Raw genomic sequence first — 13,717 nt, forward strand, 5'->3', positions numbered from 1 at the left:
ATGCTAAACGGCATCTTGTACATACTAAATATGTTGTTGCTTTTCGCACTTTTTTTGTCCTATGCCTCATCATATATAAGCCCCGACACTTTCTTATGGCCTATCGCCTTACTAGGTTTAATCTATCCTTTTTTATTACTCATCAATCTTTTATTTACTATCTATTGGATTATACGTTTCAAAAAACATTTTTGGGCTAATATTATTGTCATATTACTAGGCTATGGGCATATTCAAAACCTCATAAACATACAAGATAAAGGAATTGAGACAGAAGCAAAATTTTCGGTAATGAGTTTCAATGTACGTTTATTCAATGCCTACGATTGGATTAAGAAAGACGATGTGAAGCAAGAAATTATAGAATATCTAAATAAGGAATCCGTAAATATTCTTTGCCTACAAGAATTTTACGCTCCAGAAGAACTACCAAAACTTAACTATCCCCACAGTCATATTGGACTACAGAGTGAACGAAAAAGTTGGCGAATGGCAACCTATTCCAACTTCCCTATATTCAAAAAAGGAACAGTTAGTATTTCTGGAGAAAGAACCAATAACGTTTGTATATATAGTGATATAGCCATAGGAGACGATAGTATTAGGGTGTATAATGTTCATCTAGCATCGAATTGGTTTGAAAAAGAGGATTATGAGTTTTTAGACAGACCTTCCGTAGAAGGTGCTGAAAGCATCATCCAGCGACTTAAAACATCTTTTTTCAAAAGAGCAAAACAGGTCAAAGCCATAAAAGCACATATGAATACCTCACCATACCCAATCATTCTGTGTGGTGATTTCAACGACACACCCACTTCTTTTAGCTATAAGCAACTCTCAGAAGGTTTAAATGATAGCTTTACTAATGCTGGAACGGGATTAGGACAGACTTACAATGGAAAATTTCCTACGCTTAGAATAGATTATATTTTACACAGCCCAGAATTTAAGATAAATAGTTTCAAAACAACAGAGGTCAATTTATCTGACCACTTCCCTATTGTCAGCACTTTCAACTAGGGATTAAGCTTTTGAACACTTTTCAATTCCAATAAATTCATGGCATTAGATTCAAAACCAACAATATCATTTTGCACAAATCGTATTACTTGATCGTAATATAAAGGAACAATTGCCGCCTCATCTAAAATCATTTGATCCATCAAATGGTAATAAAAACGTCTTTTTTCTAGATTAACTTCTTTTAGAGCCAATTCATAATAGTTATCGTAGGTTGGATTTGAAAAATGCGTGTAATTCGGTCCGTTCGGACAAAAATTCTTTGAATAAAATAATGCTAAATAATTTTCAGCATCGGCATAATCTGCTATCCACGAACCTCTAAAAAAATCTAATTTTGAAGTCGCAACCATTTGTCTATGTGTGGAGGGTGGATTAATATTTATTTCTAGTTGAATGCCCACTTCAGCCAATTGATTTTGAATAAATTCACACAAATCTAAGTAGGAACTGGTAGTATTGAGCTCTATTGAAATAGGGGTTGATATATCCGAATCGGCTAATAATTGCCTTGCCACTTCTGGATTGTAATCGTAACCTCGCAAACTATCTGTAAATGATGGTAAACCCTTCGGCACAAAACCTTCATTTGCAGGACTTCCAATGTTATTACGCAAATAAGTAATCATTTTTTGTCTGTCAAAGCCATAATTAATAGCCTTTCTTACCGCCAAATGTTGTGATGCTGACAAATTATTTTCATCCATCAAAAAGCCTAAATATTCGGTATTGAGATAGGGTAAGGTCTGTAGTTGTATTCTTCCAATATAATTCTCTTGCAGTTGACCCTGTGGCGTAAGTACTTCATCTTTGTAAGAAGCATCTAGCCCAGAGATAAAGTCCAAATTACCCTTGATAAATTCTAAAAAGGCTGTTTGCTTATCTTTTATAAACGTAATTGCAATTGCATCTAGTAATGGCAATCCATTTTCATAGAAATCCTCATTTTTTCTTAGTACGAGTTTTACATTTTCTTTCCAATATTGAAAATGAAAAGGTCCTGTGCCAATTGGCGCATCTCGAAAGCTAGTATTTTCAACAATTTCTTGAGGAACAACAGAGCAATACGGCATACTCAGTAAGCCTAAAAAAGGAGGAAAAGGAGTTTTCAAACGAATAAAAAAAGTGCTATCGTTAATAGCCTCATAATAGTCAACATTGTTCATTACCCAAGCACCTGGAGAAGATACCGCTTTGTCAGTCAAACGATTAAAACTATACACAAAATCGTCTGCTTTGACCACCCTATCTTGATAATCTTCAAACAATGAATGCTGGTGAAAAAGCACATCATTTCTTAGGTGAAAGGTATAACTTTGAGCATCTTCTGAAATAGTCCAAGAGTGAGCAATAGATGGCATAACATTAAGTTGAGAATCGACCTGCACTAAACCGTCAAAAATTTGATTAGCCACCCATATACTAGCTTGGTCTTTGGAAAAAGCAGGGTCTAAACTATTTATTCCTGCCGATTCATTATATCTGAAAATGGATAAATTCTCATCAGAATGTTTTTCCTGGCACGAGAAGAACACTAGAACAACTAAAAAGAAAATAAATTGTCGAAATGAAGAAGCTGTCATTGGTGCTAAAAATACACAAATAAAAAATTCAAAATCCAGTCTGTCGGAATATAAATCGAAATGTCGGCTATCGGATTTATTGAACTACATCTTTTTGGTTAGCTTCATTGCGTGATAAACGTTTTGCTATTTTTGCATTTGTCAAGATGTAGTCTTCTAACAAGACTGGAAAATGAATTTTCAAAAAACTAAAAAAACTATAAAAAAACGACACATTGCTTTTGACAGCACTTCATTTTACGTACAGGATATTGTAAAGGTTACACTAATTATATTTTTTTTGTATTCTATTGAAACATTAACCTAATAAACAATAGAAAAAGTTAATTTTGCAACCGATGGAAAATCAATCTACTGTTGCATATTACACCCAAGGTTGTAAACTTAACTTTTCAGAAACCTCTACCATTTCAAGACAATTGACTAAAGAGGGCTATCAAAAAGTTGATTTTAAGGAAGTTGCTGATATTTATGTTATCAATACATGCTCAGTAACTGAAAATGCCGACAAAGAGTGTAAGCGTTTAGTAGCTTCAGCCTTAAAGACCTCACCAGATGCTTTTATAGTGGTGGTTGGTTGTTATGCACAGTTAAAGCCAGAACAAATTTCACAGATTGATGGAGTTGATTTGGTGCTTGGTGCAACAGAAAAGTTTAAACTCAATCATTACCTCAATGACTTGAGTAAAAAAGAGCATACAGAAATTCATTCTTGTGAAATAGATGATGCTAATTTTTTTGTTGATGCCTACTCTATTGGCGACAGAACCCGAGCTTTTTTGAAAGTACAAGACGGTTGTGATTATAAATGCACCTATTGTACTATCCCTTTAGCACGTGGTATTAGTAGAAGTGACAAACTAGAAAATGTGCTTAATAATGCAAAAGCCATTTCCGAAAAAGGCATACAAGAAATCGTTTTAACTGGTGTTAATATTGGCGATTATGGCAAAGGAGAGTTTGGCAATAAAAAACACCAACACACCTTTTTAGACTTAGTCAAAGGGCTAGATAAAGTAGAGGGTATCAATCGATTACGAATATCTTCAATTGAGCCCAACCTTTTAAAGAACGAAACCATAGAATATGTAGCTAATTCTAAAGCCTTTGTCCCCCACTTTCATATTCCTTTACAGTCTGGTTCTGACCATATTTTGAAAAAAATGAAAAGACGTTACTTGACCGACTTATATGTCGATAGAGTAAACACCATAAAATCTTTAATGCCACATTGTTGTATTGGCGTAGATGTTATTGTAGGTTTTCCGGGAGAAACAGAAGATCACTTTTTAAAAACCTATAATTTCCTCAACGAACTAGACATTTCCTATTTACACGTTTTCAGCTATTCTGAACGAGCCAACACCGAGGCTGCTGAGATGGCTAATGTAGTCGATAAAGGCCTACGACATAAAAGGAGTAAAATGTTGAGAGTACTTTCAGCTAAGAAGAAAAGACACTTTTACGAACAACAACAAGGCAGTGTACGTACCGTTTTGTTTGAAGGCGAAAATAAAGACGGATTTATGTATGGTTTTACTGAAAATTACCTTCGTGTAAAAGCTCCTTTTAATAGCGAGTGGATAAACCAACTTATGCCAACAAAACTTAACACTATTGATGAAGATGGAATTTATATCTTTGAATCACATTAAATAAGCTCTTATGTATCCAAACATTAGTTACTTACTCAACGACCTTTTTGGTGTCTATATACCATTACCGATACAAACTTTTGGTTTTTTTGTGGCATTAGCCTTTATTTTCTCTAGCTGGACTTTGGCTTTAGAACTGAAACGCAAAGAAAAAATTGGCTTAATAAAAGCGGTAAAACGTCCCAAGTTGGTAGGTCAAAAAATAAGTACTACTCAATTAATTTCTGCTGCTGCCTTAGGCTTTATTTTAGGTTACAAATTACTTTATGCTGCTCTTAACTACTCAGAATTTGTAGGCAATCCACAAGCAGTTATCTTATCTACTGAAGGTCATTTAATAGGGGGGCTTTTAGGGGCTATACTAAACGCCTTTTTAAAACACAGAGAGTATAAAAAACAAGAATTGGATCAACCCAAAACAGTCAATGAAACGGTTCACCCCTACCAATTAGTTGGTAACATTACTATGATAGCTGCTGTTGCAGGTATTTTAGGAGCTAAAATCTTTCACAACCTAGAAAACATGAATGACTTTTTGGCTGACCCTATTGGGCAATTGCTATCCTTTAGTGGACTTACCTTTTATGGAGGCTTAATTTGTGGAGCAATAGCCGTTATCTACTACGCTAAAAAGTACGGCATACACTACAAAATCATTAGTGATGCTGCTGCACCCGGACTGATGTTAGCTTACGGAATAGGACGTATGGGTTGTCACTTTTCTGGCGATGGCGATTGGGGAATAACCAACCTAGCACCTAAACCCGAATGGTTGAGCTTTTTACCCGATTGGGCGTGGGCTTACACCTACCCTCACAACGTCATCAATGCTGGTGTTCCAATAGAAGGTTGTGTTGGCCCGTATTGCAACGAATTGCTATACCCTGTCTTCCCTACTCCTATCTATGAAATTATAATGGCATTAGGATTATTTGCTCTCTTGTGGTACTTACGCAAACGCATAAACATCGCTGGTATGTTATTCGGTATATATATGGTAGTTAATGGTCTAGAACGTTTCTTCATTGAGAAAATAAGAGTGAATACCAACTACATCTTGTTTGGACAAGAGATTACTCAGGCAGAACTCATTTCCTTGGCTATGATTATAAGTGGTCTAGCCATAGTGTACAGGCTAAATACACAACATAAAAAAACGGCAACTTAAAAATTAGTTTTGCCATGAAAAACATCTTATTAATTCTTCTTTTTTGTCAGCAACTGTATGCACAAAACACCATTAAAAATTTAGTTTTTGAAGGTGCAGGAGTACGTGGTATAGCTTATGCAGGAGCTATTAAGGAATTGGAAAACAACAAGCTAATTAGTCAAATAGAAAAAGTAGGTGGCACTTCGGCAGGAGCTATTACGGCTATGATGTTAGCCATAGGGTATTCTTCAGATGAAATCGGTGAAATTATATCACAAACTAAATTGAATAAATTTAATAATGGTAAATACTTATTTTTTGGAGGTATATATAGAATGAAAAAACAATTTGGCTGGTATAAAGCCAAACGATTTGATAAATGGCTAACAACAATTATAGAGAACAAAACCGCCAATCCGAACATTACTTTTTCAGAACTTAACCAAGAAGGTTACATCGATTTATACGTAACGGCAACTTGTCTCAACAAACAACAGTCTATAATTCTGAGTAAAGAAAGCTACCCAAGCATGAAAATAAAAGATGCAGTACGTATTTCTATGTCTATACCTCTTTATTTTGAAGCGGTATTTATAGATAGTCTAGGCAATGTTTACGAGAAACCAAAAGAAAACCAAGAACTAGATATTATGGTCGATGGAGGAATAGTCTTAAACTACCCCATTACACTATTCGATAGCATCTCTGAGGGTAAACGAATTATTAACCCACATACCCTAGGGTTCAAAATAGAAAGAGCCGAACAAATACAATACAACAAGCACCAACTACTTGCTCCAATGGCAATACATCAACTCGATGATTATGTATCAGCTCTGTATAACTATGTCATTGAAAACCTAAATAACAAAGGGCTCAAGCAAGAAGATTGGAATCGTACTGTATTTATATCTTCTGAAGGTATTTCGCCCAAGATTAAAAAACTTAAAAAAGAAGAAAAACAAAAACTAATAGACAGCGGCAGACATTATAGCCAAAACTATTTGAATAGTTTTCATTAAGCTCTATATTTGAATCTTCTTTAAGCAAACTACTATGAAAAAACTATTCCTAATCGTCCTTTTATTTTCTACTATTATATGCTTCGCTCAACAGAAAAAAGAGGCTAAAAATGAAGTTACTATAAGTCCTGCGTCTATTTTTTTTGTGAAACCTACAATAACTTATGAAAGGCTTTTTAAAGATGGTGTTCATTCTGTTGGAATAGATTTAGGAATGCATTTTGGAGAAAACACTGATGAGAATAGAATAAATATTTTGGATCATGATTTTTTTGAAAAAAATATAATTAGACCATTTTACCGCTTGTATTTTGGCGAGAATTACAACAAAATTTATTTTGAAAGTCATCTCAATTTTGATAAGATTTACTACTACCCTTATAATGATTATCCAGTAAGTGAGGTATTCAATAAAATCGGATTAGGGTTTAATATTGGATACAAAAAAGTTTCTGCTAAAAACTTTGTTTTTCAATTGAAAGCCGGAGTTTCAAAAGATTTTAAAAATGAATATTCATCTGGAAATGATTCAGATATTAACGTAAGCTTTCGATACACAGCATTACTTTCTATAGGAAAACGTTTCTAAACCAATAACATTAAGCCATTTGATTATGAAAAAAGTATTATTAATTAGCCTTATATTATCTAGTATTTCGGCATACTCTCAAAAAAATGAGATTTCAATAAACCCACTTAATATACTATATAAAAGACCTGTTATAAGCTACGAAAGGCTTTTAAATAAGAGTCATTCTGTTGGTATAAATATTGGTAATTATTTTGGAAATGAAAAATATGAAATTACTCTTGTAGGTTCAATGTACTATTATAAACAAATTATTCGACCTTATCATAGAATGTATTTTGAAAAAAACCATTCAACCTTTTATATTGAAACTCATCTAAATTTCGACCTTTTTTTTATGAACGAATATGAAGATTATTATCTACCTCATGAATTAGATAAAAAATTTCGTAAAACAGGATTGGGCATAGCCTTTGGCTATAAATATCTAAACAGTAAAAACTATTTTATCCAAATTATGAGTGGTCTATCAAAAGATTTTAACAATAAAGATGTTTATGAAAATTTGCAAGGTAATTTAAGCTATCCTATAAGTATCGACTTCATTGGAGGTATTACTATCGGCAAACGCTTTTAAGCTCTTTTAATTAATAGACACAATCCTAAGAATGTAATCCCTCCATTGACCATAAGTAATTCGAAACCAAAAGGAATATAAAGCTGTAAGATATAGGCTATTACAGGAGATAAAACTGCCACTATGGGTACTGCCCTATCTTTAATATTCCATTTCGTAAAAATACCAAAAGCAAACAGTCCCAACAAAGGACCATAGGTATAACCTGCTACCTTAAAGAGTGCCGATATAACACTGTCGTCATTGATGGCTTTAAAAATAAGAATAGCCAAGACCAAAACCACCGAAAAGCCCACATGCACCCATTTTCTAGTTTGTACTTGTTGTCGCTCTGCTTTCTGCTCTATATTCAGAAAATCTACACAGAAAGAAGTCGTTAGTGAGGTAAGTGCCGAATCGGCACTAGAATAGGCTGCCGCTATCAAACCCAAAATAAAGAAGATGCCTACACCCAAACCCAAATCGGCTTTTAAAGCCACTAGGGGAAACAAATCATCGCCTTTATTAATGTCCATACCTATTTGCTCGGCATAGAGGTATAACATAGCCCCTAGAGCTAGAAAAAAGATATTGACTACAATAAGCACCACACTGAAGGAATACATATTCTTTTTGGCATCTGACAGACTTCTGCAAGAAAGGTTCTTTTGCATCATGTCTTGGTCTAATCCTGTCATTACAATGGCTAAGAAAGCACCCGAAAGGAATTGCTTCAAAAAGTGTTGTTTGCCTTCCCAAAAGAATACCTGAGAATACTGACTCTCTCTGATAGTATGACTCAATTCCACCAAACCTAAACCCATTTTATCCGAAATGAGCCATATACTCACACCCACTGCCAAAAGCATAAATAAGGTTTGTAAGGTATCTGTCCAGATAATAGTTTTGATGCCACTTCTAAAAGTGTATATCCAAATGAGTATAATGGTGAGGGATACCGTTAGCCAAAAAGGAACATTCCAAGCGTCAAAAATGGCAATCTGCATTACATTGGCTACTAGGTATAATCGGAAAGACGCCCCTATTGTTCTTGATAGTAAGAAGAAAAAAGCACCCGTTTGGTGCGTGGACTCGCCAAACCTATCGCCCAAATAGGCATAAATAGACGTTAAATTCATGCGATAATAAATGGGCATTAAAACGTTAGCAATAACAACATATCCAGCCGTCATACCCAATATCATCTGCAAATAACTGAACTGACTATCTGCCACCCAACCGGGTACAGAAATGAAAGTTACTCCAGATAGTGTTGCTCCTATCATACCAAAGGAAACAATGTACCAAGGCGACTGTTTGTTGCCTAAGAAAAAGGCATCGTTGCTATCGCTTTTTCCAGTAAAATAGGAAATGAGAATAAGAACAAGAAAATAAATGGCAATAATGGACAGTATAAGAGTTGGCGACATGGTGCTAAGCTAAAGAGTTTTCATAAGGTGTTCTATTGACTATGGAACGACCTAAAGTGACTTCATCGGCATATTCGAGCTCATCACCTACCGAAATACCACGAGCAATAACACTCATTTTAACACCGTATTCTTTCAATCGTTTAAAGATGTAGAAGTTGGTAGTATCCCCTTCCATAGTCGTACTCAATGCCATTATGATTTCTTTGATATTTCCTTGAGCAACCTTAGCCACTAGACTTTCTATGTTAAGGTCTGCTGGACCTATACCGTCCATAGGAGAAATGATACCACCTAAGACGTGGTATTTGCCCTTAAACTGATGGGTATTTTCTATAGCAATAACATCTCTTATGTCTTCTACTACACAAAGTAATGAGGATTCTCTATTGGGGTTAGAACACAATTCACATATATCTATATCGGAAATGTTGTGACATTCTTGACAATAGTTAATCTTATCCCTCAAATCGATAAAGGCTTCGCCAAAGCTGCGCACTTCATCTTTATCCATTTTTAACAGATGCAAAGCCAAACGCATAGCCGATTTACGACCTATACCCGGTAATTTAGCAAACTGTTCAACGGCGTCTTGTATCAGTTTTGAGGAAAAGTTCATATCACAAAAATAAAAGAAACCATCTAAATAATAATGATATTGATAGAGAGTTATTGACAAAGATAAACCTAAGCAATTCAACTTAAATTCTATCTTTGTGTCTATGCAACTGTCGGTTATCATTGTTAATTATAATGTCAAAAATCTTCTGAGAGATTGTCTATTGAGTGTGCAGAAGGCAGCGCATAGCATAGATACCGAAATCATTGTGGTTGACAACGCCTCTAGCGACGGTTCTGTACAAATGTTACAATCTGAATTTAAAGAGCTTAAACTCATTGCCAACACTCAAAACCTTGGTTTTTCAAAGGCCAACAACCAAGGTATAGCACAAGCACAAGGACAGTATATTTTACTGCTCAACCCTGACACGCTAGTCTATGAAAATACCTTTGAGGACTGTTTAAACTTCAGTACACAAACCAACAACTGCGGTGGTATTGGTGTACAAATGCTAGATGCTAACAATCAATTTTTAAAAGAATCTAAGCGGGGCTTTCCAACGCCCTGGGCATCTTTATGCAGACTGAGTTTTCTAAATAAACTATTTCCCAATTCTGCTCTATTCAACGGCTATTATTTAGGTCATTTGAGCAAAGATGAAAACCACCAAGTAGAAGTCTTAGCAGGTGCTTTTATTTGGCTTAAAAAAAGTATAATCGATGAAGTTGGTGGTTTAGACGAAGCCTATTTTATGTATGGCGAGGACATCGACTTTTCATACCGTATCCAACACGCTGGATATCGCAATTACTATCTAGGAACAGTACCTATCTTACATTATAAAGGAGAAAGTACCGATAAATACAGTTTCAAATACATTGAACGTTTTTATGGTGCGATGAAGATTTTTTCAAAAAAGCATTACCCTAAAACATACCCCCTTTATCATTTGGGAATTCAGCTCGTAATGATTTTACATTCTACATACCAATTTTTTAGACGATTATTTGTTAAAAAAAAGCCATAGACTAAGTAATATATTTTACTAATTTAGCCACACAAACTAACACACTTTTAGATGGCTAAAATCGAGTTAATAATGCCAAAAATGGGCGAAAGTGTAGCTGAGGCTACCATCATCAATTGGCATAAGGAAGTGGGCGACTCCGTAGAAATGGACGAAACCATAGTAGAGATTGCAACAGATAAAGTAGATTCAGAAGTGCCATCTTCTCTAGAAGGCGTGTTAGTTGAAAAGCTTTTTGATGTAGATGCGGTAGTAAAAGTTGGCGAAGCATTTGCCATTATAGAAACTTCTGCCGAAGATAGCCAATCGTCAAGCCCACAGCCTCAAAAAGAAGAGAAAGTAGCTACTCCCCAACCCCAAGTCGTTGCCGAAAAAATTGAAGAAGAAATAGCCCAAGTCAAAGAAAGTGTTCAAAAAATAGAAAATAACGGCGAACGCTTTTATTCTCCCCTAGTTCGTTCTATTGCTACTGAAGAAGGGTTAAGCATAGAAGAATTGGATAACATACCAGGAAGTGGTAAAGACAGTAGAGTAACTAAAACCGACTTACTCAATTACCTAAACAATAAAACACAAGCTACAACAAGCCCTAAACCTTCAGCCAGTCCTACACCAGCACCAGCACCAAAAACAGTTAGTAGCCCTCCTCCAACTGTAAGCATGAGCGGTGATAAAGAGATTATTGAAATGGACAGAATGAGAAAACTCATTGCCGACCACATGGTGATGTCCAAACAAACTTCTCCTCACGTGACATCTTTTGTAGAAGCCGATGTAACGACACTAGTAAATTGGAGAAACAAAATAAAAGGCGACTTTAAAAAACGAGAAGGTCAGAACATTACCTTTACACCTATCTTTATTGAGGCAGTAGCCAAAGCCATCAAAGATTTCCCTATGATTAACGTATCGGTAGATGGTACTAATATTGTTATTCATAAAGACATTAATATAGGAATGGCAGCCGCACTACCATCGGGCAACCTTATTGTTCCTGTAGTAAAAGGTGCAGACCAAATGAATTTGATGGGTATTACTAAAACTGTAAACGATTTGGCCAACAGAGCACGTAACAATCAGCTTAAACCAGACGAAATACAAGGCGGCACCTTTACACTCACTAATGTAGGTTCTTTCGGTAATGTTATGGGAACACCGATTATCAATCAGCCTCAAGTAGCTATTATGGCAGTTGGTGCTATCAAGAAAAAACCTGCCGTTATAGAAACACCCCATGGCGACTTAATAGGTATTAGACACATGATGTTCTTGTCCCTATCTTACGACCACCGAGTAGTTGATGGTGCTTTAGGAGGTAGTTTCTTACGCAAAGTAGCCGATTACCTCGAGCAATTTGACGATAACACAAGTATATAAATTATATGGAATTATCACTAAAAAAGCCTATTGTATTTTTTGATTTGGAAACAACAGGCGTCTCAGTAGCTAAAGACAGAATTGTAGAAATATCTGTATTCAAAGTATATCCTAACGGCAACAAAGAAAGTAAAACTTGGCTAGTGAACCCTACTATACCTATACCAGCAGAAACCACTGCAGTACATGGTATAGACGATGCTAAAGTGGCTAATGAACCCACTTTTAAAGAATTGGCACACGACATTAAAAATATGATGGAAGGCTGCGATTTAGCAGGATACAATTCTAACCGTTTTGATATACCACTACTAGCAGAAGAATTTTTGAGAGCAGATGTAGATTTTGATATGAAAAAACGTAAAGCGGTAGACGTGCAAAATATTTTCCATAAAATGGAACAACGTACCCTATCGGCAGCCTATAAATTCTATTGTGCTAAAGACTTAGAAAATGCCCACAGTGCAGAAGCCGATACACAAGCTACTTATGAAATTTTGACCGCTCAACTGGAAAAATACCAAGAATTAGAAAACGATATTGACTTCTTGTCCGAATTTTCACAAAGAGGTAAGCCTTTTGCCGATATGGCTGGTTTCATCGTCTATAATGAGGACAACGAAGAATGTTTTTCCTTTGGTAAACACAAAGGACAAACCGTTGCCAGTGTTTTACAAACTAACCCGGGCTATTTTTCTTGGATACAACAAGCCGACTTCCCCCTTTATACCAAGAAAGTTTTAACACAAATCAAGCTGAGGGATTTCTAAGATGGAAGGTTCACCTATTTTTTTACACCTTTTAATTGGACCGTTAATGTTAGTGATAAGCCTAATATTCTTCTATTTTCCACCTAAGAAAATCAATCATGTTTATGGACATAGAACTACTTTATCTATGAAAAACCAAGATACTTGGAACGAAGCTAATAAAAGAAGTACACATATGATGCTTTTAGTTTCTGCTTTAACTTGTATCTTACAACTCATTGGAATAGTATTCAATATCGATGTAGATACAACAATACTTTACGCTACTATATTTCTAGTCGCCGGTTTAGTTATTGGAGTATTAGTGATAGAAAAACAATTGAAAACCATTTTTGATAAAGACGGCAATAGAAAAATGCAGCTATGAAAATCATTTGTATAGGTAGAAATTATGTCAATCACGCCAAAGAATTAGGTAATGCTATTCCTAGTGAACCCGTATTTTTTCTAAAACCCGATACCGCTATTTCACCCAAAGGTCACCCCTTTTTCATACCAGATTTTACTAGCAATGTGCATTATGAAGTAGAATTGGTCATTAAAATCAATCGACTAGGCAAACACATCGAAGAAGGCTTTGCTCATAAATATTATCAAGATATTGGACTAGGAATAGATTTTACTGCTAGAGATGTTCAAGAAGAAGTTAAAGCCAAAGGTTTACCTTGGGAAAAAGCCAAAGGTTTTGACGGTTCGGCAGTAATCAGCCGTAACTTTATTCCTAAAGAAGAATTAGACCTTAACAACATTGATTTTACACTAGAAAAGAACGGTAATACAGTACAAGTAGGTAATTCTAAAGATATGCTCTTTAATTTCGACAAAATCATAGCCTACATCTCACAATTTTACACCCTCAAAATTGGCGATCTCATTTATACAGGCACTCCTGCTGGTGTTGGACAAGTGAATAATGGCGATATCTTGAAAGGCTTTATTGGTAGGCAAAAGATGTTTGAAATCAAAGTGAGGTAAA

General features: G+C 35.4%; 14 protein-coding genes. 11 read left to right on the forward strand and 3 right to left on the reverse strand.

Translation table 11 applies throughout. The annotated features are described in order from the left end of the window. Complete coding sequence (locus ISP71_00495; protein MBL6662558.1) at positions 1–1,020, forward strand: endonuclease/exonuclease/phosphatase family protein; 1,020 nt, start codon at positions 1–3, stop codon at positions 1,018–1,020. Here ISP71_00495 and ISP71_00500 read toward each other — a convergent pair. Then, the gene (locus ISP71_00500) at positions 1,017–2,603 is read right to left on the reverse strand and encodes an ABC transporter substrate-binding protein (protein ID MBL6662559.1); all 1,587 of its coding nucleotides are present in this window, start codon (positions 2,601–2,603) and stop codon (positions 1,017–1,019) included. The two genes, ISP71_00495 and ISP71_00500, sit on opposite strands and share 4 nt — an antisense overlap. Before the next feature lie 338 nt (positions 2,604–2,941). Here ISP71_00500 and mtaB point away from each other — a divergent pair, with 338 nt between their 5' ends. From mtaB to ISP71_00525, 5 genes are read left to right on the forward strand one after another with little or no spacing between them, the layout of a single operon-like run. Continuing rightward, a complete protein-coding gene (gene mtaB, locus ISP71_00505) occupies positions 2,942–4,258 on the forward strand; it encodes a tRNA (N(6)-L-threonylcarbamoyladenosine(37)-C(2))-methylthiotransferase MtaB (protein ID MBL6662560.1) in 1,317 nt (438 codons plus the stop codon). A gap of 10 nt (positions 4,259–4,268) precedes the next feature. Then, positions 4,269–5,426, forward strand: coding sequence for a prolipoprotein diacylglyceryl transferase (locus ISP71_00510; protein ID MBL6662561.1), 1,158 nt, complete (start codon positions 4,269–4,271; stop codon positions 5,424–5,426). Positions 5,427–5,440: 14 nt separating this feature from the next. Then, complete coding sequence (locus ISP71_00515; GenBank protein ID MBL6662562.1) at positions 5,441–6,430, forward strand: patatin-like phospholipase family protein; 990 nt, start codon at positions 5,441–5,443, stop codon at positions 6,428–6,430. A 34-nt stretch (positions 6,431–6,464) separates the two neighbouring features. Next, positions 6,465–7,019 (forward strand): hypothetical protein, encoded by a 555-nt coding sequence (locus ISP71_00520; GenBank protein MBL6662563.1) that lies wholly within the window; start codon positions 6,465–6,467, stop codon positions 7,017–7,019. A 25-nt stretch (positions 7,020–7,044) separates the two neighbouring features. Then, on the forward strand, positions 7,045–7,596 hold the full coding sequence (locus ISP71_00525) for a DUF3575 domain-containing protein (GenBank protein MBL6662564.1): 552 nt from the start codon (positions 7,045–7,047) through the stop codon (positions 7,594–7,596). Here ISP71_00525 and ISP71_00530 read toward each other — a convergent pair. Both ISP71_00530 and recR read right to left on the reverse strand, forming a co-directional pair. Beyond that, positions 7,593–9,005, reverse strand: a complete 1,413-nt coding sequence (locus ISP71_00530; protein ID MBL6662565.1) for a sodium:solute symporter — start codon at positions 9,003–9,005, stop codon at positions 7,593–7,595. The genes ISP71_00525 and ISP71_00530 overlap by 4 nt on opposite strands. Positions 9,006–9,009: 4 nt before the next feature. Then, positions 9,010–9,624 carry a recombination protein RecR gene (gene recR, locus ISP71_00535; protein MBL6662566.1) on the reverse strand — a complete coding sequence of 205 codons (615 nt, stop codon included), beginning with the start codon at positions 9,622–9,624 and terminating at the stop codon, positions 9,010–9,012. Between the two features lie 103 nt (positions 9,625–9,727). Here recR and ISP71_00540 point away from each other — a divergent pair, with 103 nt between their 5' ends. From ISP71_00540 to ISP71_00560, 5 genes are read left to right on the forward strand one after another with little or no spacing between them, the layout of a single operon-like run. Further along, positions 9,728–10,594, forward strand: coding sequence for a glycosyltransferase family 2 protein (locus tag ISP71_00540; GenBank protein ID MBL6662567.1), 867 nt, complete (start codon positions 9,728–9,730; stop codon positions 10,592–10,594). Between the two features lie 51 nt (positions 10,595–10,645). Beyond that, positions 10,646–11,971, forward strand: a complete 1,326-nt coding sequence (locus ISP71_00545) for a 2-oxo acid dehydrogenase subunit E2 (GenBank protein MBL6662568.1) — start codon at positions 10,646–10,648, stop codon at positions 11,969–11,971. A 5-nt stretch (positions 11,972–11,976) separates the two neighbouring features. Then, entirely contained in the window at positions 11,977–12,741 is a 765-nt protein-coding gene (locus ISP71_00550; protein MBL6662569.1) for a ribonuclease H-like domain-containing protein, read from the forward strand. A gap of 1 nt (position 12,742) precedes the next feature. Next, positions 12,743–13,108: an SdpI family protein gene (locus ISP71_00555; protein ID MBL6662570.1), complete on the forward strand. Its 366-nt coding sequence runs from the start codon at positions 12,743–12,745 to the stop codon at positions 13,106–13,108. Then, a complete protein-coding gene (locus tag ISP71_00560; protein MBL6662571.1) occupies positions 13,105–13,716 on the forward strand; it encodes a fumarylacetoacetate hydrolase family protein in 612 nt (203 codons plus the stop codon). The genes ISP71_00555 and ISP71_00560 overlap by 4 nt, the downstream gene beginning before the upstream one ends. Position 13,717: the final 1 nt, after the last annotated feature.

It is taken from the genome of Flavobacteriales bacterium (assembly GCA_016779995.1).
Lineage (GTDB): Bacteria > Bacteroidota > Bacteroidia > Flavobacteriales > UBA7312 > UBA8444.